At 40.2% G+C, this 23939-nt stretch carries 24 protein-coding genes; 5 read left to right on the top strand and 19 right to left on the bottom strand.

All coding sequences use genetic code 11. The features are described from left to right. Positions 1–54 precede the first annotated feature (54 nt). Entirely contained in the window at positions 55–675 is a 621-nt protein-coding gene (lexA, locus tag CD33_RS17960) for a transcriptional repressor LexA (RefSeq protein ID WP_036203378.1), read from the top strand. 112 nt (positions 676–787) lie between these two features. On the opposite strand, the gene CD33_RS17955 is transcribed toward lexA, so the two are convergent. From CD33_RS17955 to CD33_RS17910, 10 genes are all read right to left on the bottom strand, one after another. Further along, entirely contained in the window at positions 788–1531 is a 744-nt protein-coding gene (locus CD33_RS17955; protein ID WP_036203376.1) for a gamma-glutamyl-gamma-aminobutyrate hydrolase family protein, read from the bottom strand. Positions 1532–1763: 232 nt separating this feature from the next. Next, complete coding sequence (locus CD33_RS17950; RefSeq protein WP_036203374.1) at positions 1764–2516, bottom strand: prepilin peptidase; 753 nt, start codon at positions 2514–2516, stop codon at positions 1764–1766. Positions 2517–2614: 98 nt separating this feature from the next. Next, positions 2615–3349: a hypothetical protein gene (locus tag CD33_RS17945; RefSeq protein WP_052130329.1), complete on the bottom strand. Its 735-nt coding sequence runs from the start codon at positions 3347–3349 to the stop codon at positions 2615–2617. Beyond that, the gene (locus CD33_RS17940; RefSeq protein ID WP_036203370.1) at positions 3349–3936 is read right to left on the bottom strand and encodes a PilN domain-containing protein; all 588 of its coding nucleotides are present in this window, start codon (positions 3934–3936) and stop codon (positions 3349–3351) included. The genes CD33_RS17945 and CD33_RS17940 overlap by 1 nt, the downstream gene beginning before the upstream one ends. Continuing rightward, positions 3933–4910 carry a type IV pilus biogenesis protein PilM gene (pilM, locus tag CD33_RS17935; RefSeq protein ID WP_036203368.1) on the bottom strand — a complete coding sequence of 326 codons (978 nt, stop codon included), beginning with the start codon at positions 4908–4910 and terminating at the stop codon, positions 3933–3935. Before pilM ends, CD33_RS17940 begins: the two co-directional genes overlap by 4 nt. A 79-nt stretch (positions 4911–4989) precedes the next feature. Next, the gene (locus tag CD33_RS19620; RefSeq protein ID WP_373906710.1) at positions 4990–5478 is read right to left on the bottom strand and encodes a prepilin-type N-terminal cleavage/methylation domain-containing protein; all 489 of its coding nucleotides are present in this window, start codon (positions 5476–5478) and stop codon (positions 4990–4992) included. A 48-nt stretch (positions 5479–5526) separates the two neighbouring features. Next, complete coding sequence (locus CD33_RS17925; protein WP_052130328.1) at positions 5527–6735, bottom strand: type II secretion system F family protein; 1209 nt, start codon at positions 6733–6735, stop codon at positions 5527–5529. 15 nt (positions 6736–6750) lie between these two features. After that, positions 6751–7794: a type IV pilus twitching motility protein PilT gene (locus tag CD33_RS17920; protein ID WP_036203366.1), complete on the bottom strand. Its 1044-nt coding sequence runs from the start codon at positions 7792–7794 to the stop codon at positions 6751–6753. Positions 7795–7805: 11 nt separating this feature from the next. Next, the gene (locus CD33_RS17915; protein WP_235863152.1) at positions 7806–9464 is read right to left on the bottom strand and encodes a GspE/PulE family protein; all 1659 of its coding nucleotides are present in this window, start codon (positions 9462–9464) and stop codon (positions 7806–7808) included. Positions 9465–9487: 23 nt separating this feature from the next. Next, positions 9488–10861, bottom strand: coding sequence for a VanW family protein (locus tag CD33_RS17910; protein WP_036203360.1), 1374 nt, complete (start codon positions 10859–10861; stop codon positions 9488–9490). A 587-nt stretch (positions 10862–11448) separates the two neighbouring features. Here CD33_RS17910 and CD33_RS19615 point away from each other — a divergent pair. The 3 genes from CD33_RS19615 to CD33_RS17895 are packed head-to-tail and all read left to right on the top strand — an operon-like array spanning position 11449 to position 13850. Continuing rightward, on the top strand, positions 11449–11952 hold the full coding sequence (locus CD33_RS19615) for a hypothetical protein (RefSeq protein WP_052130327.1): 504 nt from the start codon (positions 11449–11451) through the stop codon (positions 11950–11952). Position 11953: 1 nt separating this feature from the next. Next, positions 11954–12391, top strand: coding sequence for a prepilin-type N-terminal cleavage/methylation domain-containing protein (locus CD33_RS17900; RefSeq protein ID WP_036203357.1), 438 nt, complete (start codon positions 11954–11956; stop codon positions 12389–12391). Further along, positions 12375–13850 (top strand): hypothetical protein, encoded by a 1476-nt coding sequence (locus tag CD33_RS17895; RefSeq protein ID WP_036203354.1) that lies wholly within the window; start codon positions 12375–12377, stop codon positions 13848–13850. Before CD33_RS17900 ends, CD33_RS17895 begins: the two co-directional genes overlap by 17 nt. 458 nt (positions 13851–14308) lie before the next feature. Here CD33_RS17895 and glnA read toward each other — a convergent pair whose 3' ends face one another. The 4 genes from glnA to CD33_RS17870 all read right to left on the bottom strand — a co-directional run bounded on the left by glnA (position 14309) and on the right by CD33_RS17870 (position 18684). Next, the gene (glnA, locus tag CD33_RS17885; RefSeq protein ID WP_036203348.1) at positions 14309–15643 is read right to left on the bottom strand and encodes a type I glutamate--ammonia ligase; all 1335 of its coding nucleotides are present in this window, start codon (positions 15641–15643) and stop codon (positions 14309–14311) included. Between the two features lie 82 nt (positions 15644–15725). Then, positions 15726–16127 carry a MerR family transcriptional regulator gene (locus CD33_RS17880; RefSeq protein ID WP_036203344.1) on the bottom strand — a complete coding sequence of 134 codons (402 nt, stop codon included), beginning with the start codon at positions 16125–16127 and terminating at the stop codon, positions 15726–15728. A 350-nt stretch (positions 16128–16477) separates the two neighbouring features. Then, positions 16478–17095: a Bax inhibitor-1 family protein gene (locus CD33_RS17875; protein WP_036203342.1), complete on the bottom strand. Its 618-nt coding sequence runs from the start codon at positions 17093–17095 to the stop codon at positions 16478–16480. A 341-nt stretch (positions 17096–17436) separates the two neighbouring features. After that, a complete protein-coding gene (locus CD33_RS17870; protein ID WP_036203338.1) occupies positions 17437–18684 on the bottom strand; it encodes a methionine gamma-lyase family protein in 1248 nt (415 codons plus the stop codon). A gap of 238 nt (positions 18685–18922) precedes the next feature. Here CD33_RS17870 and CD33_RS17865 point away from each other — a divergent pair, with 238 nt between their 5' ends. After that, positions 18923–19588, top strand: coding sequence for a trimeric intracellular cation channel family protein (locus CD33_RS17865; RefSeq protein WP_052130326.1), 666 nt, complete (start codon positions 18923–18925; stop codon positions 19586–19588). A 102-nt stretch (positions 19589–19690) separates the two neighbouring features. On the opposite strand, the gene CD33_RS17860 is transcribed toward CD33_RS17865, so the two are convergent. The 5 genes from CD33_RS17860 to CD33_RS17840 form a co-directional block, all read right to left on the bottom strand. Beyond that, positions 19691–19993 carry a rhodanese-like domain-containing protein gene (locus CD33_RS17860; RefSeq protein WP_036203336.1) on the bottom strand — a complete coding sequence of 101 codons (303 nt, stop codon included), beginning with the start codon at positions 19991–19993 and terminating at the stop codon, positions 19691–19693. A 169-nt stretch (positions 19994–20162) separates the two neighbouring features. Further along, entirely contained in the window at positions 20163–20396 is a 234-nt protein-coding gene (gene hfq, locus CD33_RS17855) for an RNA chaperone Hfq (RefSeq protein ID WP_036203332.1), read from the bottom strand. Positions 20397–20461: 65 nt separating this feature from the next. Then, on the bottom strand, positions 20462–21379 hold the full coding sequence (gene miaA / locus CD33_RS17850) for a tRNA (adenosine(37)-N6)-dimethylallyltransferase MiaA (protein WP_036203329.1): 918 nt from the start codon (positions 21377–21379) through the stop codon (positions 20462–20464). Then, positions 21376–22290 (bottom strand): alpha/beta fold hydrolase, encoded by a 915-nt coding sequence (locus CD33_RS17845; protein WP_235863136.1) that lies wholly within the window; start codon positions 22288–22290, stop codon positions 21376–21378. The genes miaA and CD33_RS17845 overlap by 4 nt, the downstream gene beginning before the upstream one ends. Before the next feature lie 11 nt (positions 22291–22301). Beyond that, positions 22302–23939, bottom strand: coding sequence for a glycerol-3-phosphate dehydrogenase/oxidase (locus CD33_RS17840; protein ID WP_036203327.1), 1638 nt, complete (start codon positions 23937–23939; stop codon positions 22302–22304).

Below are 23939 nucleotides of genomic sequence, written 5' to 3'. Positions count from 1 at the left end.
TGATATACTATATGTAACTAATAGAGGTACATATTCACAAAAGAGGTGGTAGAGTTGAAGAAAATATCAAAGAGGCAAGAAGATATTTTAACATTCATAAAAGAAGAAGTACGGACGAAGGGATATCCCCCATCAGTTCGTGAAATAGGAGAGGCTGTAGGTCTTGCGTCAAGTTCGACGGTACATGGCCATCTAGCTCGGTTGGAGAGTAAAGGCTTAATCCGCCGTGACCCGACAAAACCGCGCGCCATTGAAATTCTTGATCAGGAAGAAGCTACAGTTCAAAAGCAATCCGTAGTACATGTTCCATTAGTAGGGAAAGTTACCGCGGGACTGCCGATCACGGCAATTGAAAATATCGAGGAATATTTCCCACTGCCAGATGCGTACGGTACAGGCGAGGAAAATTTATTCATGCTTGAGGTCATGGGAGAATCAATGATAGAAGCCGGTATTCTGGATGGCGATTATGTAGTTGTGAAACAAACGAACACGGCGAATAACGGTGAGATCGTCGTGGCGATGACGGAGGATGACGAAGCAACGGTAAAACGTTTCTTTAAAGAAAAAACACACTTCCGACTTCAACCGGAAAATTCAACTATGGACCCAATCCTAGTAAATCAAGTGACGATTTTAGGTAAGGTAGTAGGTTTATATCGAAATATTCATTAAAAAAAGTTGTCTCGTTGGTCAATAGACTGTGAGACAACCTTTTTATTTATAGTATTCTTATACAAGTCTGATGGCCACCATTAGATTAAGAGCTTCACCCTCATCTGGCAACTTATGAAGGCAAGTGTGACACGAGCGGTTCATTTTGCTGTTTAAAGGCAGCACTAGCGTCGATAAATGACTTGAATAGTTTCTTTGCATGTTCATCCTCGGCAATGGCCATCTCCTCAGGATGCCATTGTACGCCCACACAATAAGGATAATCTTTCATTTCAAAGGCTTCGATAATGCCGTCGCTTGCTTTTGCTGTAATCTCGAAACTATCCGGTACCTTCTTCAATGCTTGATGATGAAATGAATTGACTGCAATTTTTTCTTTGCCGATCATTTCGTATAGCTGGCTGCCCTTCCTAATTTCTATGAAATGGGATGCTTCTTTTCTGCGGGCATTTTGCTTGTGAAGGATGGGCGTATGCTCATATTGCGAATTGATATCCTGATAGAGCGTTCCACCCAGCGCTACGTTTAACAGTTGAAACCCCCTGCAAATCCCGAATATCGGCATTTTTTTCTTCAGTGCGGCTTCTGTTAGCTCCAGTTCGACTTCATCGCGTTCCAGCATAATTTCGCCGATTTTAATATGTGGCTCTTCATCAAAGAAATGCGGATGGATGTCCACCCCACCTGTGAGCAGCAACCCATCGATCCCTTCGAGCAATTGTTCGGCATCTCTTTCCACACCAAAAGGAATCATGAGCGGAATTCCGCCCGCTTGAATGATGGATTTTACATAAGCCTCATTTATGCAATACTGCCCGTTGTTCGTTGTCATCGTAATTCCGATTATCGGTTTCATCCGAACCACCTCCATAATTCCTATAATAATTACTTGTTTTAGAATATTCTAGACTAACTTTATTTTTCCTTTCAAAAAAAGAGTCGCCTAATCAATAGGCGACTTAGACAATGTCGATCTTCGACTTTGTATCACTTTTTTAGGTTATCCCCCTTCTAATGAAGGATTAGCTTGACAGAAAACCAACTCAGGATGAAAGCATTCGTCAACAGTCTGGAGGCGTCTCTAATCATCAAAATAAATTCGCATACCAATCTAGTATCACTTCACCGTAAAAATAGACGATGATGGCAGCCAAAGCGATGGAAGGTCCGAATGGGATAGGTGTTTTCCTGCCTTGATTGCGGACTTTCAGCATGATCATACCTGCAATCATTCCGATGAATGCTGACAGGAATAGGGTGAGCAGTGTATTCAATGTTCCCAACACAAGTCCTATTAAAAAGAAAAGCTTAATGTCTCCCCCACCCATGCCTCCTTTGGAAACAACCGCGATGAGATAGAGGATGCCAAAGCCGACAACAGCCCCCAGGATGCTATCCCACCATGGCTCAATCGGCGAGAATATGCGACCTAATGCGAGTAACGGCAAAAAGAACAAGAGCACCTTGTCCGGAATAAGCATATAGGCAAAGTCAGACACCACGATAATCATCAATAAGGAAATGAACAACAGCGCCACGGCTGTTTCAATTGTTAACCCGAAATTCCAAACCGCGAGCGCAAATAGAAGCCCCGTAACCATCTCTGTAAGTAAGTAAATCGGGGAGATTTTGGCATGGCATGTTCGGCATTTACCCCGTAAAAATATGTATGACAAGACAGGAATCAAATCCAATAGCGTTAAGCGACGCTGGCAGTTTGTGCAATGAGACGGTGGTGTGGATATCGACTCTTTCTTGGGCACTCTCAAACCTACCACGTTAAGGAACGAGCCAAACACAAGTCCAAAAATAAATGCAAACACGGTATAAACGATTTCCATAGTATGCACCTCCTAAACCTAAAATCATCGGGATCCGTCAACATCCGAATCCCGATTGTATCATTTTAACATTGTTCACTTATTTGGAGAATGTCTAATTAAGACTCTCCTTCATAATAGAAAGTCGTTACTTGGATAGAAGCAGTAACTGTATCGTTGCCCTCTTCCCTGAATTCACCTTCTTCCCCCAGAAGTGTGAAGCTAATTGAGTCCATATGCATAATGCGTTTCAAGTTTTCAATTTCTTCGATGAAAACTTGTATATTTTGATCATCCGGTGCCTCGATTTCCAAATTGAAAGTAATGAGCTTAAGTTCAGTTGGCAATGTCTGTGCAGCAATTTCTGATACAGGCGTTTCAACCGTTTCGCCTGTTTCATTTCCTTCACCCGCTTCTTCAGTGTCAGTAACTTCCGCTCCATCCATCTGACCTTCTGCTGCATCCTCAGCCGTCTCTTCCTCAGGAAGGGGAACAATAGCAGATTCCGATACGAGTGCATCATAGCTGTTAAAACCAATGGAAGTAATACGGGTTTTTGATACAAACTCAATCTCTTCCAAGTTTAGAAGCAGCTGATCAATCTGTCGTGATTGAGGCAACTTTTGACGAATTTCAAATACATTGGAGACATCGCTAGTCGATTCTTCTGTTGAAGAATCAATCTGCGCCTGAAGTGCCCCAATCTCTGTCTGTAAAGCATTTATGGAGTTTTCAAGTGATTGCACATTATCTTTTTTCGGCAACACGATGTAATAGAAAATCGCAAATAACAAGGCAGCGATTAATGCTACAAGCAGTAGCAAAGAAGTATTTTTATTACCAGAGAGCTTCACTATTGAACACCTCCAGTAGCCAAATAGGTCTCGTTGATCAAAAGCATGATTTCAACGGATTGTCTAGGAATGACATTAAAATCCGTTTCATCCTCGGTACCGGGTTCCTCACCCAGCGCGGAGCTTGTAATCGAAAGAACTTGTCCATCGATGAAATATGCGCTATTATTCAACCTTGTCACAAATGCAGAAACATCGCTCAATGTTTCAAAATCAATCGAGAGTGAAACACTTTCCGGACTAAATGCATAATTGCGCAAATAGGAGTTGTTCGGTTGCAACCCTTGAATTTCATCGATCAATGGCGAAACTGGATAAGACACCATTTCAATGAATTGCAACGATTGTTCCAAAGATCCTCCACTTCCTGGCTGTAAAGCAGCTATTTGTTCGTTCAATTGATTGCGCTGGTTATTAAGGCTCGCTTGTTCCCTTTCCAGATTCGCAATGTCTGCGCGTGCCGTAAAGTATTGCCAGATGAGGAATGTCAGTGCCAATAAAGCAACAATTACGAGCAAGATATAAACCAGTTTGGATCCTTGTTGGCTTTTTTCAAGTCTGGGGATGAGGTTAATATCTGGTATCATGATGAAATCTCCTTTAGCGCAAGCCCAAGCAACGATGCATGTTTTGCTTTAAATCCTGGGAAGTACTTGTTGATTTGTGAATCATCCACCATTTTCGCTGTAACCGGCAGTGTATCTTGCAGATAACGATGAATATTATCAAGAAGCGGGTTATCGCCCATAACAATGATTTCATCAACGGACTTTTCCCCTTTATGCAAAGAAAAACGGAAGAAGTTCATAATACGTTCAAGTTCCAGCACCTGATCCATAATCGTCATTCGGTAATCTTCCAACTCGCCGCCATATGTAAACTCCAGCTCATTATCCTTTATTGACTTGGAGTGCCATTGGGAAATGGTCGTGGGGATCTGCTGATAACGCAAGAAATCCACATGCCCATTGGAGTAGATACAAATCGATAATTCATTAATAAGCCAGTTGGAAATTAAGTATGTCTTTTCATTATCGATCATTTCCATTCTTTCAAGCAAGCGTAAATTGCATAACGCGCGGATGTCGGCAGCTTGCGGCTCCATATGGATGTCCAAAAAGAGGGTGATGTATTTATTGACTTCTTCAGAAGCAGCGGCAAACAACATCGCCTGCCCATCGCCGGCAATGGGGTCGTAAACATCGATTAATGAATCTTGGAAAGGTAAGTGAATACTGTGCCCAAGCTCCATTTGGACATACTCTTTCAGTTTGTCGGGCTCGACATCACGGGGATGCTCAAACGATTTTAACAAAACGGTCGGATCGGGGACAAAAAAGCGGACATTTTGCTTTTTCCCACCCCATTTAACGGCATTTTCTTTAAAAATCTCGAACAACGCCATTTCATCTTTCAAAGTAGCTTCGTCGATGACTTCATGAGGCAAAGCCACTTCAAACACCTCGGCTTGGGACAAATCTGGGCCCTTTGAAACAAGTGCGCGAAGTACATAATCATTCATCTCGATTGACACATGGGAATTTTTCTTTTTCTTGAACATTCGCAGGGCTCCTTTTATAAATTAGATTTTCATTAAAACACCCAATAAAAATTGGGTGTTTCATCAAAAACTAATCTAGTTAGTCTCCTGTACGGGTAATTCCGAACTCAGCACCAATTTCAGCACTTTCTATCTCTAAGCCATTTATTGTAGCATTTGTTAACGTATACGTGCGTCCACCACTTTCTGCTGTACCAGTAGTCATAGTAAGTGAGTTATCAACAGAATACGCTGAAAACGAACCAGGGTCTCCAACATATTCACCTGCAGTAGACTGAGTGAAAGTCGCTGTATTTCCATCAGTATAATATAAATTTGCAGCATTAATAATATTTGCTGCATCTGCTTTTACTGCTTTAATTCTAGAATTATCAATAATATTCCCAATAGCAGGAATCGCAATTGCCGCAATAATAGCTAAAATAACGATTACTGCTAATAGTTCGATCAATGTTAAACCTTTTTCGTTTTTAATACGTTTTTTCATATTTTTAAACATATGAAATCCTCCTTTAAATTTTATGTTTTGATGAATAATATTGTGTTTTTGCATGGACGTTTGTTGCATGTCTTTTCACCTCCCTGCAAAACGTCCTCGTTATTTTTTCGAATTTTATTACATTTGCTCGTAAAGACTAAACATCGGCAGGAAGATGGCCGAAACGATCACGCCGACTATTCCGGCCAGGAACAGAATCATTAGAGGTTCAATTAATGATTTCAATGTATCGACAGATCTTTCCACTTCCGCGTCATAGAACTCCGCTATTTTTTCCAGCATATAATCCAACGAACCTGTCGACTCCCCGATTCTTGTCATGGAAGTCACAAGCGGTGGGAAAAGCCAGCTTTCTTCAAGCGGTTCGGAAAGTGTATTCCCTCTTTCCAAATTATCCCTTGCTTCCAAAACCACCCGGCTCATGACAGGATTTCCGACTACTCGTTCCACAATTGTCAATGACTGCAAAATGGGAACCGCACTGCTGAATAATGAAGATAAAGTCCCCATCATGCGGGATATCGCTGTTTTTTGCAGCAACGGGCCAAAGATCGGCATTCTCAGCAACGCGTAATGCACCGCATAGTTGAATTGTTCGTTTCTTTTATAGAGCATCCGGAATGAGATCACAGCCGCAACTACCAATAAAATCAATAGCCACCAAAACTTCTGCAGCCATTCACTAACCGCAATCGTTACTACCGTCATCCAAGGCAGCTCGGCACCCATACTTTCAAATGACTCCACAAAAGATGGAACAATCACCACCATCATAAAAATCGCCACAACAATCGTTAAAACAAACAGGACGGCAGGATAGGTCATCGTCGATTGCACTTTTTTCTTTAGGTTGTATTGTTTTTCGAACGTATTAGCCAACCGTTCCAACGTATCATCAATATTCCCTGTTGCCTCACCTGAACGCATCATGTTCGAAAAGAGCAGCGGAAACACTTTTGGATGTTTGTGTGTAGCCTCCGAGAAAGAAACACCTGTCCTAATATCTTCCTCAACCGTTAATAATGCCTTTTTCAAAGGTTTGCTTTTTGTTTGATCCGCTAAAATCCGGGTCGATTCAACGATGGATACGCCAGCTCTTATTAATGTTGCAAATTGTCTCAAGTAAATGACAAAATCTTGGTTTTTAACTTTATTGCCGACCAAGCTCAATTCCTTATGCAAAAGACTATTGGATTCGCTCACTTCACGCGGGTTTATGCCATCAGCTCTGAGTTTTGCAATAGCCGCTTGTTTATTGGCAGCTTCCACAATGCCCTTTTTTTGTGCCCCTTGCTTCGAACGGCCTATATATTTATAAACAGTCAATTAACTCACCAACATTCATATACTATAATCTTCCATCTTCAGGTAAGGACGCGCTTCTTCCATCGATACCTTACCGGAAGAAATGAGCGTTTGAATCGAAGTTTCCAAAGTATGCATCCCCATGGCCCTGCTTGTTTGCATTACACTAGGAATTTGGTGTACTTTTTCGTTCCGGATCAAGTTCGTCACGGAAGGAGGGGCTGTTAATATTTCAGTTGCTGCTATACGACTTGTTGCGTCTCTGCGGGTGAATAACCTTTGGGAGATAATCCCTTGAAGCACGTTCGCAAGCTGTATTCGAATTTGCCCTTGTTGATGCGGCGGAAACACATCAATGATACGGTCAATCGTTGTCGGTGCACTTGATGTATGCAATGTCGCAAAAACCAGATGCCCTGTTTCAGCAGCAGTGATAGCAGTGGAAATTGTCTCCAAATCACGCATCTCGCCAACCAAAATGACATCGGGATCCTGGCGGAGCGATGCACGTAAGCCGCTGGCAAAATCCTGTGTATCAATACCGATCTCACGTTGATTGACAATCGATTTTTTATGGTTATGCAAATATTCGATTGGGTCTTCAAGCGTGATGATGTGCTTCGACTTTGTCTCATTAATATAATCAAGCATTGCAGCGAGTGTTGTTGATTTACCGGAACCTGTTGGACCCGTGACCAAAATTAACCCTTGAGGTTTATCCGCTAAATCGTATAGCACTTTAGGCATACCAAGGGATTCGATCGTCGGGATTTTCGATGGAATCAAACGGAATGCAATGGCACAATCGTTCCGTTGATGATAAGCATTGACACGGAAGCGGCACAAATCATCCAGCGAGTAATTAAAATCCGTTTCCCCTTTACCCTCGTATTCATCCGACTTATAACTAGGAAGGACTTCCCTGACAAGTGCTTGCGCCATATCCGGGGTTACAGCAACGTCACCATACTGCTTAAGTTTTCCATTTATCCGGTAGACAGGGGGAATTCCAACCGTAATATGCAAATCCGATGCTTTTTCTTCGTAGGCTCTCTCCAATAACGAACGTATACTAAACATCTTCTCACTTCCTATTCAACTGTTGCTACATGTAATACTTCTTCAGTAGTTGTATAACCTTCAAGCACTTTTAACAAACCATCTTCCACCAGTGTGTGATAACCTGCTTCTTTCATGTAGTTTCGAATTAAATTCACACTTGTTCTTTGCAGAATGAAGTCTTTGATTGTTCGGTCAACCGGGAGAATTTCGTGGATGGCAAGGCGTCCCCGGTACCCGGTATGATTGCAAGCTGGACAACCGCGTCCGCGATTGACGGTTGATACCGTCATTCCGACTTCGGCAAAAATTTCTTTCTCGCGGTCTGTTGCAGGTACCGTTTTTCCACAGTCCCGACATACCTTGCGAACTAAACGTTGGGCAACGACTCCCACTAATGATGAGGAGATAAGGAAAGGTTCAATGCCCATATCATGCAGCCTCGAAATCGATTCAACCGCACTGTTTGTATGCAATGTACTGAGAACCAAGTGCCCGGTTAAGGAAGCGCGAGTCGCTATTTCAGCCGTTTCCAGATCTCGTATTTCCCCTATCATGACGATATCGGGGTCTTGACGCAAGATCGAACGTAAACCAGCCGCAAAAGTTAAGCCTACTTCTTCCTTCACTTGGATTTGGTTGATTCCATCCAATTGATATTCCACGGGATCCTCAACGGTTATAATGTTGACGCCTTCCTTATTCAGATGGGACAAGGCCGCATATAAAGTTGTCGATTTACCTGATCCGGTTGGTCCGGTAATCAAAACAATACCATTCGGCCGGGCAATCATATTTCGGAATAGCTGCTCATTTTTGGAGTTCAAACCTAGCTTGTCCACATCGGTTGCAGCATTACTAAGATCGAGGATACGCATTACAATCTTCTCACCAAAAATCGTTGGCAAAGTCGATAACCGTATGTCGATCGGTTTAAAGTTAACCGTTGTTTTGATTCGACCGTCTTGCGGTACACGGTTTTCGGTAATATTTAAACCCCCCATAATTTTCACGCGGGCTGCAAGCATATTTTGCATATGCTTTGGTAATGAACGCTCAGTTCTTAACTGGCCGTCAACACGGTATCGCACACGGAATTCAGTTTCCTGTGGGTCGAAGTGAATATCACTGGCCCTTTGTGCGACCCCATTAGCGATAATTTGATTGACCAGACGGACTATAGGCGATTCTTCATCCGTTATTTCTGGCTGTGCCTCAGGTGCTGTAACACCAAGATCGGTTAGTGCTGCTTCCATTGACTCTTGCAAGTCATAGTATTTGGTAATCGTTCGATATAGGTCATCTTTCGCTGCAATACTTGTCTCGATTTGACAGCCCGTTGCCATTCGTACTTCTTCAATAGCGAAATAGTCCATTGGATCCGCCATGGCAATAAAAAGCCTGTTTTTCTCACGTCGGATGGGCATAATATTCGCTCGTTTTGCGAGTTCAGCCGGCACTAATTGCAATAGTTCCGGTTCAATCGAATATTGGTTTAAGTTAATATGTGGAATGCCCAATTGAAATTCAAGAACTTCGATCAGCTGCTGCTCGGTCAAGTAATTTTCGCGAATCAAAAAGTCCCCTAGTTTTTCATCGCGGCTTTTATTCGTCAAGGCATAATCAAGCTGATCATTTGTAATGACCCCTGCTTCAACGAGCAAGTCCCCAAGTCGTTTTCGAGATTGCATTCTCAATTGCCACACTCCCCTTCCTATGGAGTAATCAAGTTTCCACCTTTGTCGTAATAACTGCCTTCTGGCAAATCCTCTTCCCCTTCATTCAATGGCATATCAGGCAACCCGTTATTGTCTAAATCAATTTGAGTATCGGGATCTCCGTTATCTACCCCATTTGGGTCAGGCCCGAAATTTGCTGTTCCTGTTGTATCTGTGTTATCAGCAGGGTAACCATTTTCGTCTATCATATCCGCTGGATTCGTTGTTCCAGCTTGCTCTGGTTGATCGGCTGATATCAAGACAATGCGATTCGTAGGTGAGTAGTAGTCGCGACTGATTTGTTCCTCTGTTGTACTGCCTCTCTCCGAAACAATGCGGGTAACAACAACGCGCATACCATTCTTGCCCTCTTGAACTAATTGCTCTTGTCCAGCCGACAGATTTTCAGAATAGCGATTGATAATGCGGGGCGATATTTCTTCTTTGAAAGTTTGTACAAGTACTTCCTTACTTTTTTCAGTTGAATAGATTTCCAGTTTTAATTCAGGCCCTTCAACCGTTGCATTGATTTTGATGGGATTCATTGAACTGTTCAAAAACTGTAAGTCTTCATTAAATTGAATGTTGATTTTTGCATTAATTCCAGGCTCTAAGTAAGCTGGTAGTTTCTCTTGGGCATGACGCTCAACAATTTGAAATTCTGTATTTAATATCGCATCATACAAAAGTGAAGCAACAAAATTTTTGGCTTCGTTGGTTGCATTGCTTTCTCCCATCACCGTGATGAAAGAAAACGTCTCACCCGGATAGACAACCGTCCCATTCAAGAGATCGACCACATCCGAGATTCCTGCTCCTTCATTTGGAATCGTTTCAATGGAAAGGGCAATTCGCTCATTTTCAAGAGACGTTAAATCTTTTTGTACGGCGGCAATCTCATGCTCTTTTAGATAAGAAGCGTGCGTTGTCATTGAATTCAAAGTAGCCTCAACATCCCAATTCATTTGTGTAGCTATATCGTTTTTTATAACTTCTGACACCGTTACTTGAATCGGGAGATGGACTACTTGCTCAGATTCCCAAAAGGCAAACCATGGCTGATCCACAGTTGTCTGGTACTGTTTTACTGTACTTTCCAAATCAAAAATGAGTTGTGAAGGGTCAACTTGGACTTCGTGTTCCCCATCACTAATGATCATAGGTTCCGCGATCCACGAATTAATGGCAAGTTGTAGAGCTTCCATCATCTCGTCCTCATCCAACCCAGACACTTCAACTCCCGCGATGGTCGATCCCTTCACCGACTCATCAGCAGAGGCGGTATTCATAATACTTCCCTGGATAGATAAAAACAGAATAACAGCCACACTTAATGCGATTAAAAGAACCGGTTTCATTTTTGATGCCATGCAACTCACCTCAAGTTCCTAATTAAAACTATTTATAGTAGGATGTTTCAAAATTTAACTTTTTTCGTATGTAACTTAAACTAAAATTAGCAAATATTGCTATTTGATAATTCAGACTTTATGATTAGTATGTAAGTCCATTGACTCCTACAAATTATTTACTTCTCATTCTACTATATGAAACTATTAGTAGTGTTAAAATTGTATGTATCTTTAGAAAATCTTAAAAAATAACAATAATAGATACCAAAATATTGTATCTTATAACTAAAATACACAATTTTATTAGTAATGTATATATCTTTTTTACTAAACAAAATATTTTTTTATTTATTATCGACTTCCCTCTATTACTATTTTAATGTACACAGTATAATAAAAAAATAATATTCCGATATTATCATTTAATTTATACGAAAAAATTGATACACCACGCATAGAAAAGTCACATTGTAGATGATAAACTCCTTCAATTCACCAAAACTATCATTGGTAAAATGAGCTACTAAAATTAAAGTAAATGAATCAGAATTGAAATTGTAAATACGGGTATATTTAATTAAACCCACTTAAAGAGGTGTAACTCATTGAATAGAATAAATAAAAAACTGAATGAACAAGGTATCTCACTTATCGAAGTAATTGCTTCTATACTGATTATTAGTATAGTTTTAATTTCTTTCTTTAGTCTTATTATCCAATCTAATAGGGTTGGCAACTCAAGTGAAGATATAGTCAATTCTACATACATCGCTCAGACTGAAATGGAAAATATATATAATATGAATAAAACATTGGAGAGAAATACATTTTCCAATTTAAACCAAGAAAACATTATAAATAATATAAAAGAGCAAATTTCAAATGACTTTAAAAATCTTGGATATAAAAGTGATTCTTCAACCAAGGTGGATGAAACATTAAAATTAGATAACGGCCCTAATTCATACATTCTATTAACAATTAAAGATAATGTCATACTCGAAAATGAATCAAAAGTAGCTGTGGTAGCAATTGTGATTAAGGTATATGAAAATAATATTCTAAAAACTCAAATGGAAAACGCATTTAATTGGAAGGAGGAACATTAATATGTTCCCTCTCATAAAGACACAAAAAGGAATTACATTGATTGAAGTGTTAGCGGTACTTATTATTATCTCTTTTATTTCCATACTCCTAATAGGGATACTTTTCAACAGTAACAAAGCACATAAAGAAGAAGTGAAAAGTAACCAAGAGTTAAGCGCTGTAAGTTATGCTTTTAAAGTTGTAACAAAGGATGTAAGGAAAACTATATACGTGGAATACAACAAAGCAAATAACCAATACATTTTTGAGACAAATGACGGTGATATTGTATATGCGCTGATCGATAATACTCTATACCGAAATGATCAAAAGTTAGTTTCTAATATAGATCAATTCAATCTTAATAAAATTGATAATAGTATTGAGATCAAATCATCCAAAGGTGAATCAACTACTTTATATTTTAGGGGGGATGTATTCAATGGAACAAAATCTTAAGAATGAAAATGGCTATTCAATGTTGATTGCATTTTTGTTGCTTGTTTTCGTCTCCGTAATTGGCATAAGCTTACTATCACTATCTTCAAACGTTTTAAAAATATCATCTAGTGAACGCGCCGACCAATCGACCTACTATATTGCTGAAGCGGGTTTAAATAGAGAAGTTTCATCACTCAATAACACTATCTTAAAAACATATGAAACAATTAAAAGCTTCTACAATCGTCTACCAGATAAAGATAAAGCTACATTTAATTTTGAGGAAGAATTTTTTAAAGCTGTAGCATTACATGTAGATACCGATACCAAAACTTACACAGATTTCGAACCACAATTCGGTGAACATCCTTCTGCACATATTAGAATAAGCAAGATTAATACTACACCATTAATCTATAAGATAACTTCCACCGGAAACATAGATAATCACACCCGGACAGTTTCACAAAATATCACTATCCTTTTCGACGTGGAGGAAACATCGAAAACTACTGGTCTGCCACCCGCAAAGTATGCCGTCCATACATATGGGGATATCACAATGTATGGCAGTGCCGGGATAAAGGGAAGCGTTTCTTCAGAATCCGGAAGCATTTCTATAATTGGAAACAATAGCATTGATGGAAAAATCGGTACAACACGAAGCAAATTTAGTTATCCGAGTTATAAAAGCGATATGGTAAAACAGCTAATTGAACCCGAACCATTACCTAAAAACATATTACCTATTTTCCCCGATAGTAAATTTTCAAACTGGGGAGAATATTCTTATCCATCGAATCTGAAACCATTCATTCAAAACGGTGTTTTAACAACTGGTACCAACAGTACGAAAACGATTGAACTGCAAGGCGATATGCATTTAAAAGAATTGAAAGTTGTGGAAAATATTAATTTATCTATCAATGTAGGAAGTACAGACAAGAATATATTTGTTGATAATTTAAATATTCTGCAGGGACATATTACCCTAAATGGTACAGGCAAGTTAAATATATATGTGAAAAGTTCCTATGCAATAAAAGGGTCTTTTAATAAATCTGGAAGTCCGGAAAGAGCCAGTATATACTATCTTGGCAACAACGATTTCAACATTACGGATGAAACAGCTATGAGTGCTAACATTTTTGTAAAGAACGCAAATATGAACGTAGCAAATGGATGGAACGGACCGAGCTTAAAAGGCAATATATATACAGGTGGTTCTAATTTAACTATTAGTGGAGCTGCAGGTGCAGACGGGCAACATGTTTATGCACCCAATGCACACGTACAATTAGAAGGAAGTGCAAAAGTAACTGGTGCTATATATGCCCGATCTTTTACAGCTTCCGGAAACGCTCAAGTAGTTTTTGCACAAGGAACAGGTGGCAATATCGGTTCCGGACTTACTATCATAGAGTATGGTCAAGCACGCAAGTTAACACTTAGCGATTCAATAATTGAGGAGGAATAATAATCTATATAGCTTTCCAATTTCACAGTCAAAAAATTATAGTGCCTATGAACAAGCTTCATAAGCACTATATTCCACTTTTACAGGCTCATTAAAATCCCCCCTATATTGCATATCCTAAAAGTTTCTTCCTGTTACTATTACACACATCTAGCAATTGTCAATAATATCCATATTCCAATACATAACAGGAACTATTATGTATGATTCAATATTTTTTCAACCGCAGCGTTTTAATACAAATACTGAAAAAATCACTAATCTCGAACAACAATTTCGGATATTTAAAGAAGTTCAATTAATAAATTATCAACGAGTGAATGTTAATAGAAATGAATATCAGGACTTTAAAATTGATTTTCAAGCAAATTTACTGCTTCTGTTTCCAATATAAAATTATTTAATTCTTTCTAGACGAACGAAAAAACCTGACACATACTGTGCCAGGTGCATAAAAATTAATACATTTTCAAATATTGTTCACGTTCCCATGGGTGGACGACCGTGCGGAACATATCGAACTCAATCTCTTTTGCTTCCTTGAAGTTTGCATAGATATGGCTTCCTAATGCGTTTTTGACAACTTCATCTTTTGAAAGAGCAATAAGCGCATCGTCTAGTGAAGCCGGTAAGTTATCGATTCCGTTTGCTTTACGCTCTTCCTCGCTCATCACGTAGATGTTGCGGTTAATTGCAGGCGGAGGTGTCATTTTGTTACGAATACCTTCCAAGCCAGATTCCAAAATCGCCGCTAAAGCTAAATAAGGATTTGCAGAAGGGTCCACTGAGCGCACTTCGATACGAGTGGATAAACCACGAGAAGCCGGTACGCGAATTAACGGTGAACGGTTTTGCGCTGACCAAGCCACGTAACATGGCGCTTCATAGCCAGGTACAAGGCGTTTGTACGAGTTTACTGTTGGGTTTGTAATCGCTGTAAACCCTTGAACGTGCCCCAATACTCCCGCCATGAACTGCATAGCCGTTTGGGATAATCCGATTTCTGTGCTTGGGTCGTAGAATGCATTCTCTTTGCCCTTAAATAGCGAAACGTTACAGTGCATTCCTGAGCCTGCCTCACCAAATAATGGTTTTGGCATGAATGTTGCATGTAACCCATGTTTGCGAGCAATCGTTTTAACAACAAGTTTAAACGTTTGGATATTATCGCATGCTTCAATCGCATTTGCATATTTGAAGTCGATTTCATGTTGGCCAGGAGCAACCTCATGGTGGGATGCCTCAATTTCAAAGCCCATTTCCTCAAGCTCCAACACAATATCTCGACGGCAGTTTTCACCTAAATCTGTAGGCGCCAAGTCAAAATAGCCCCCATGGTCGTTTACTTCAAGTGTCGGTTCCCCTTTTGCATCAAGTTTGAACAAGAAGAACTCCGGCTCGGGTCCTAAGTTGAAATGCGTGAAACCTAACTCTTCCATCCCTTTTAGTACACGTTTTAAGTTATTGCGAGGGTCACCTGAGAATGGTTCACCTTCAGCAGTGTATATGTCGCATATGAAACGTGCTACTTTACCGTTGTCAGTAGTCCATGGGAACACCATGAATGTGTCAAGATCAGGATAAAGATACATATCGGATTCTTCAATGCGTACGAATCCTTCAATCGAAGATCCATCAAACATCATTTTGTTATCCAATGCTTTATCAAGTTGACTTACTGGAATTTCTACGTTTTTAATCGTCCCTAAAATGTCTGTAAATTGTAGTCGAATATATTTTACTTCTTTTTCTTGAACAAGACGTTTAATATCGTCCTTCGTGTATTTACCCACAGAATTCCACACTCCTACTTTTCCCTATTTAGCGATTTGCAAATTAGTTCATATACTAGTTTCTATTTATAATTCACGCGTCCTATTGATAGAAACGCGATAAATCCCCTTGTCGTAACGACGTTTTTTGATGACGCCCATTATTCATCATTTCTTCACGAAGTATACGGCGCAATTCTGCATCAGAAATTTCTTCTTTTGCTTTGGCAGCTTGGACTGCAGGATTATTTTTCATCTCAAATACTTTTTTGATTCCGGCCATGTTGACGCCTTGCTCCAACATATCCTTCACATCCAACAACGTATCGACGTCGTTTAAGGAAAACATTCTTCTATTACCTTCCGTACGGTGTGGCTGAATTAAATCATGTTCTTCGTAATAGCGAATTTGACGCGCTGATAGTTCAGTTAACTGCATAACCGTACTGATCGGCAAAAGCGGCATGGATCTTCTTAATTCACTTGATCTTCTTTCACTACCCATTTAATCCACCTCCCTTACATCCATCTTAACCTCAGTCAGATAGATTGTCAATCTTACGTTAGAAAAACTAACATTAACGAAGAAGGTTATGAACATTTACTTATAAAAGAATATCTTGAGATTTAAGTTTTTACAATAGTTTTATAATTCTTTTTATTATGACATCATTTGTCTGATAGTTGATGATACTTTACATTGACTGTTAAATATAAAGATTAAGGTGTATAGCAGAATTTAATCGAAAACTCCCCTCGAGAAAACAAAAAACCGCAGATCAAATTGGTTATACCAATCCAAACTGCAGCTCTTTATTAGAATATTAGTGACAAGTATACCGAAAGCGAGACCTACTATCTTTTCCCCCGCTTTGACACAAGGATATTGATGACGATAAATGCCAGGTTTAAGTACAACCTTAGCGCAAAAAATAGAACTTCATTTTCACGAATAAATTCATTCCGGATACAATCCAACTCATAGACAGTATACAGGGCAAAAGCCAATACAAAAATACCGGCTACTACAAGGAAAAATGGACTACTTACTGGAATAAAAATATAGATGAAAGCGAAGACAACAAATACAATCAAAATCGTGAAGGAGTACATCAAAGCCTCTGAAATGCTATATTCTATAAGCTTGATTCCCAAGAATGCAACTGTCAGGAAAATAACAATGGTTCCGATGAACACCGAAATGATTAAAGCCGCTCCTAACCAGTCAATCAAAATGATGAGGAGCAAAAAATGCAGAACCCCAAATAAAATCGGTATCAGGAAAACCATCATATTGCCAAGTCGCCACATAAATGTCACGACGGCTAGACCAATACCAAGCAAAGCTAGGATTATTACTACCGAAATCGGCAATAACAATGCGACCAAAAGACCAATCACGCTCAGAACCCACATACCTATGAAATAAAATATGATGAGGTCGTAATTTTTATTCTTTTTGAACTTCCCCATACACAACCCCAATCTTGGATAATTTACTACATTATATTTTTAAACAGTATATGTTATTAATAAATTCCTGTTTAGGTTGGTAGTTTTTTAGGGATGTAGATTTCATGTGATTCAGCTTAAACTTAACTGCACCACTATATTTTAAGAGCAAAGCGAATATTCGTTATGGGAGGCCAGGGTTTAGGGAATGTAGCTTTACTAAATTAATCTTGTTTTAATGGCAACAACATTTTCCGGGTGGATAATTTTGAGTAATTTTGGCCGACCGCATTTTTATAGGTTTTCATTGTAGAAGCAAGTTGTTTAAAAAGCGACTCGGATTGCTCCGAGCCGCCGTCCTGTTATATTAATTTCTGTACCGCACTGCAAATTGCATATTTAACATGCTCGTAAGTCAAGCCACCTTGCACGAAGGCAGTATAGGGTGGGCGGATTGGACCATCTGCAGTCAGTTCTATGCTTGATCCTTGAACAAAAGTACCTGCTGCCATGATGACGTCATCCTCATAACCTGGCATATAGGCGGGTTCAGGGGCAAAATGCGCATTCACCGGGGAAGCTGCTTGGATTTCTTGGCAAAATGCGATCATTTGCTCCGCCGTCTGGAAAGAAACGGATTGGATTAAATCTGTCCGCTTGTCCGCATAATGCGGATATGTCGACATTCCAACCTCCTCCAGCATAGCCGAAGTGAATACTGCCCCTTTCAAGCTTTGCGCCACCACATGGGGTGCTAAAAAGAACCCTTGGTAAAAGTCGGCTAATGTATTTAGGGAAGCGCCTGCTTCTGCACCAATTCCTGGAGATGTCATACGGAAAGCACACTTTTCAACCAAATCGGACCGCCCTGCAATATATCCCCCGATTTTCGCCAGCCCGCCACCTGGATTTTTTATTAAAGAACCTGCCATTAAATCGGCTCCTATTTCCGTCGGCTCCATTGCTTCGACAAATTCCCCGTAGCAGTTATCCACAAAAATGATGACATCCGATTTGATTTCACGAATTTTGCTGCACATCTGCTCAATGTCTTCAATTGTATATGACGGACGCGTAGCATATCCTTTCGAGCGTTGGATGGCCACCATTTTCGTTTTATCATTAATTGATGCTTTAACGCCATCCCAATCAATTTCGCGATCTTCTATTAAATCCACATGGGAATAGCCGATACCAAAATCTTTTAGCGAGCCTGTATCTTTTTCCCCTCCGTCCACAATGGACTGAAGCGTATCGTATGGTTTTCCAGTAATATACACCAGTTCGTCACCAGGTCTTAACACGCCGAATAAACTTAGCGTAATCGCGTGGGTTCCTGAAATAATTTGTGCCCGTACAATGGCGGACTCCGCACCAAATGCATCCGCGTAGACTCGCTCCAAGTTGTCGCGTCCCTCGTCGTCATAACCGTACCCGTTGGAAGGATGAAGATGAAAATCACTTACTTGATGCTTCCGGAATGCCGCTAGTACTTTTTGTTGATTGTAAAATGCCATTTCATCAATTTTCGCATGAATGGATTTAACTTTTTCTTCTACTTTATTTGCTAACTCAAGCGTTTCTGGCTTTAAAGTTGATCTAAATGTCATGTTCTTTACTCCGTTCTCTAAAATCGCCGATGCGACAATGGTGATACCTTCTAATATATTTCCTTTCTTATCTTAACAATTCTTGTTATCTTTTCAACTATTTTAGGTTGTGAGGTTTGTGGACACTCCATATCCTTAAGGAAATGGAAAAATTATTTTATTAAAAAAATTTACTTTACGAAATCCTTTTAAACTGCTATTCTCAAACTTGCATGTTCATGTAAGGAGGCAATGTAAAATGGCATGGGAAGTCTTTAGTATTATTGGTACTATCGCCTTTGCAATATCTGGTGCAATTGTGGCCATGGAAGAAGAATACGACCTATTCGGTGTTTACTTGTTGGGGATTGTCACTGCTTTTGGCGGGGGTGCAATACGAAACTTGTTGATTGGCTTGCCGGTTTCTACTTTGTGGAGCCAAGAAATGATGTTTCAAATTGCGATAGCTGCAATTACCATATTTTTCCTAGTTCCCCATCATCTGATCAAGCATTGGAACCGCTGGGGAAATTTCACAGATGCAATCGGCTTGTCCGCTTTTGCAATTCAAGGGGCACTTTATGCCGTTTCCCTCGAACTTCCAATCAGTGCTGTCATTGTGGCGGCCGTTTTGACAGGATCGGGTGGAGGAATTATCCGCGATTTATTAGCACGGAGAAAGCCATTGGTACTTCGTGATGAGATATATGCCGTTTGGGCGGCAGCTGCCGGTTTAATTATCGGCCTACAACTTTTAACTGGCGACATCCTCTTATATGCATTATTCATCGTCATGACAGCTTTACGGGTTTTATCCTATACTAGACATTGGAAATTGCCTGTAAGAGCATTGAAACAAACCGAAAAGCCAGGATCAGAGCGAACAGCGATTAAAATCGATACAAATAAAGGAGCACACAGATGAGTAAAACAACACTCATCTATGTGCTTTTTTTGGTACTCATATATGTAAGTGTTTGAAAAGCTACAATCTTTTCAAAATTTGCCCTTCATCCACTCCACTGCCTTACTTAAACTCTAACTCACCATCATATGCCATCATACCGCCTTCAAGATTCGTCACCTGGAAACCTTGAGATTCCAAATACTCGCCTGCATTGGCACTGCGGACGCCACCTTTGCATACCATGATGTACTCTTTTGACTTATCCAACTCAGGAGCTTTTTCCGGGATTGAGCCGAGTGGAATGTGGATGGCACCAGGAATCATGCCCTGCTCGACCTCGAAATCTTCCCGCACATCAATTATGTTTAAATCTTCGTTTGCATCCAGTAAATTAATTAATTCGTCGCTCGTCATTGTTTTCATTATTAAGACCTCCGATATTTCCATTTCGCCTCTTATAAAAATTTACATGAGGCAATTCCTACTCAGTATAATGAAAAAAAGATGCCCTTGCAATAAACGGGATTTTTAAGAAAAGCTAATTCATACACTAAAAAAATCGGCAAGTACCATCACTTGGCCGATTTTGTCATCAATGTTCCTCATTGTCTGAAGTAATTGCTACTTGTTTTGATGGAGAAAAAGTAGAGATTGCATGTTTATAAATTAAATGTTGTTTCCCTTCCACTTCCAGCAAAACAGTAAAATTATCATAAGATTTGACCAGACCTTTTAATTGGAAACCATTTAATAAGAATACTGTTACAAAAGTATTGTTTTTTCGAAGATTATTCAGGAAAGTATCTTGTAGATTAATTGATTTCACGCCGTATACACCTCGTCCATAGTTTTCTACTATTAGGTATTCGGTGCCTGGAAAGAAAATCCTTCTTAATAATTGAATAATTTCGAATAATTTTCGATTTTATTCCATTCATTTCCTATCCATTCGACATCCAGCTTGTTCCGGAAGTAGGTGAGTTGGCGCTTCGCATATCTTCGTGAATTTTGTTTCAGTTCCTCGATTGCATCCATTAGAGTTAACCTGCCTTCCAAATAGGCGTATAATTCCTTATATCCGATTGCCTGGACGGATTGTACATCACGGATGCCGCGTTCCCATAGGCTCCTCACTTCTTCGAGCAAGCCTTGATCCATCATGAGATCTACGCGCAAATTGATGCGTTCATATAATTTCTCCCGATCCATATCGAGCCCAATGATTAAATGGTTATATAATGGTATATTTCCACGATTGTGCTCATCGCTAGCCTTTGACACCCCATGAAGCTCCACCATTTCGAGCGCCCGAATAACACGGCGCGTATTATTGGGATGGATTGTTTCAGCAGTCTGTGGATCTAATTCCCTTAATTTTGAATGCATGGCTTCCGGACCAATTTGCGCTAATTGTTCATAATACTTTTTCCGCGCTTCTTCATCCACATCTTCTTTCGTAAACTGAAAATCGTAAAGCACTGCTTGTACATAGAGGCCTGTCCCCCCTACGATGATCGGTAGTTTTCCACGATCTTGTATTTCGGAAATCTTTTCCCGGACAAGTGTTTGATATTCAGCAACAGAAAAACTTTCTGTCGGTTCTTTAAAGCTTAACAGATGATGGGGAATGCCTTGCATTTCCTCTTCGGAAATTTTGGCTGTACCAATATCCAGCCCTTTGTAAATTTGCATGGAATCACCGTTGATAATTTCCCCATCAAATGCTTTTGCCATTTTAATGCTTAAAGCTGTCTTGCCTGAAGCGGTCGGACCAACAATGGCGACCACATCGATTTTCTTTTCATTCATCTATTTAACCACCGTGTAATTACAGAATATACATGTTCTCGATTGACTTCTTTCAGGATTTCATGCCGCATGCCTTCAAACAAATATACGGCCACATCCGTAAGGTTCGCTTCATTCATATCTTTAGCGACCTTAAAAACTCCGGAGCCCTTGCTTCCAACGGGATCTTCACTGCCGCTAATCAATAAAATCGGTAAATCCTTACGAATATTCTTTAGTTCCTCTTTTTGATTGATGATTAACAATCCATTTGTCAGGTCCACAAAAAATTGATTGGTTGGGACAAAGCCACAATAAGGATCTTCTATATACTTTTCAACTTCTTCTTCATTGCTGCAGAGCCAATCGTAAATCGTTCTGGGATTCAACACGCTCCTGCTGAAACTATTGAAGCTTAAATCATTCATGAGCTGGCTTGGCAAGTTTTTCCCTTTCCATGCACAGAGTGAACGGGCAACCGCATTTCCGACTTGATGGAGGGCAGTTGTTGCACCCGTTCCACATAAAATACACTTATCGATCATTCCGCTATAAAGTTGAAGAAACCTGCGGGCGATGAAAGAACCCATGCTATGTCCAAACAGTACGATTTCCTGGTTGCTCGGATCCTCACTATAATGTTGGATGATATCAAACACATCGTCCACTACCCGCTGAAAGCCGTTTTCTTCCCCAAAAAATCCGAGCATGCCATTCAATTCGGCAGTCTTGCCATGACCTCGATGATCATGTGCGGTTACAAAATAACCCTGTTCGGTCAAGCGTTCGGCAAAATCGTCATAACGCCCCCCGTGTTCCGCCATTCCGTGCAGAATATGGAAGTTCCCTATTGGTGTACCTTTAGGTTTGTATATGCGGACATAAACTTTATGGCCGTCATCCATTTCTAAAATCTCTTCAAGCTCTACCAATCGAATTCACCCTATTTCATTGGATTTTTTGCTTCGTCAATAAATTGTTCCAATTGCATTCGGTAAAATACCATTTCACTTTCAGAATACCCGATAATATTGCACATGATTTCCAGTATAGCCTCTTTATATTGCTCAACCAATTCGATATTGAAATACAAATAGCCCGTTCTTCGAATCAGGAAATCACACGGTGTCATCACCATCTCATAGTAGATTGAGTAAAGCAGTTCCGCATAAAGCGAAAGGGGGATGTCAAGTTCGCTCCTATTGACTGCCTTCACATATTGGAACACTTCATCTACATTGGTGCCATATCTTCGAACAAGTCGTTGTGTATTATGGTAACTTATCCCTAAGTCGTTTCCTTCTCTCGACTTGTTTGCTACATAGTCTTCAAAATTCAATGAGTTTAATCCCCTTGCACCAGATAGGGATAATTCCTTTGTGATACATTCCGATGCATGTTTGAATTTATTCAATTTGACGACCTTATCAACAATCGTTTCCGCCATTTGGCGATAACCAGTCAATTTCCCACCCGCAACTGTAAGAAGGCCGCTTGGCGCAACCCATAATTCATCTTTGCGCGAGATTTCGGAAGGGTCCTTTCCTTCCTGTGAGATTAACGGTCTGACACCAGCCCATGAAGACTCGACGTCAAAAGTTGTTACATTCGTATCAGGGAAAATAAAACGGGTTGCTTTTATTAAATAGTCCACATCTTCTTTTGTAGCGACCGGTTGAATAGGATCCTCTTCATAAAATGTATCTGTCGTACCAACATATGTTTTTCCTTCGCGAGGTATCGCAAAAACCATGCGGCCGTCTTCTGTATCAAAATAAACGGCCTGCTCCAATGGGAGTCTTGATTGGTCAATGACAATGTGTACCCCTTTTGTATGCCGGATCGTTTTTTTATTATAGATTTTATCCATTTTGCGCACCTCGTCAACCCAAGGTCCTGTTGCATTGATGATTTGATGTGCATGGATCGTAATTTTTTCGCCGGAAATTTCATCTCGGACATTGGCAGCAACGATTTTTTTCTTTTTATAAACAAAATCTACCACTCGTGCATAGTTTAGACAAACCGCCTGGTATTCAACTGCCTTTTTCAGGACCTCTATTGTAAGACGAGCATCATCTGTTTTGTATTCAACATAATAGCCCGCCCCACGCAAACCTTCTTTTTTCAATAAAGGCACTTTATCCAACGCTTCTTTTTTTGAGAGCATTTTACGGCGCTCATCTTTTTTCACCTGAGCCAATCGATCGTAAAGCGTTAGTGCAGCACGAGTAGTCATTTTCCCTAAAGTTCCCTCTTTATAAAGGGGCAGCAACATCCACTCGGGTTGTGTGACATGAACCGCATTCTCATACACGATCTCACGTTCCCGGCCCACTTCCGCAACAAGGCCAATCTCTAATTGCTTTAAATATCGCAATCCCCCATGGACAAGCTTCGTCGAACGGCTTGAAGTCCCAGCGGCAAAATCCTGCATTTCAACCAGTGCAACAGAAAGACCGCGTGATGCTGCATCGAGGGCAATCCCCGCACCCGTAATGCCCCCTCCGATGACCAGTACATCGAAAGTATAGCTATTTAATGTATTTAGAATGTTCGGACGCTCCTTGAATGAAAACAT

It is taken from the genome of Ureibacillus sinduriensis BLB-1 = JCM 15800 (assembly GCF_000772955.1).
In the GTDB taxonomy this organism is placed as follows: Bacteria; Bacillota; Bacilli; order Bacillales_A; family Planococcaceae; genus Ureibacillus; species Ureibacillus sinduriensis.
The sequence above is the reverse complement of the archived record's forward strand: the minus strand, read 5'-3'. Positions and strand labels throughout refer to the sequence as shown.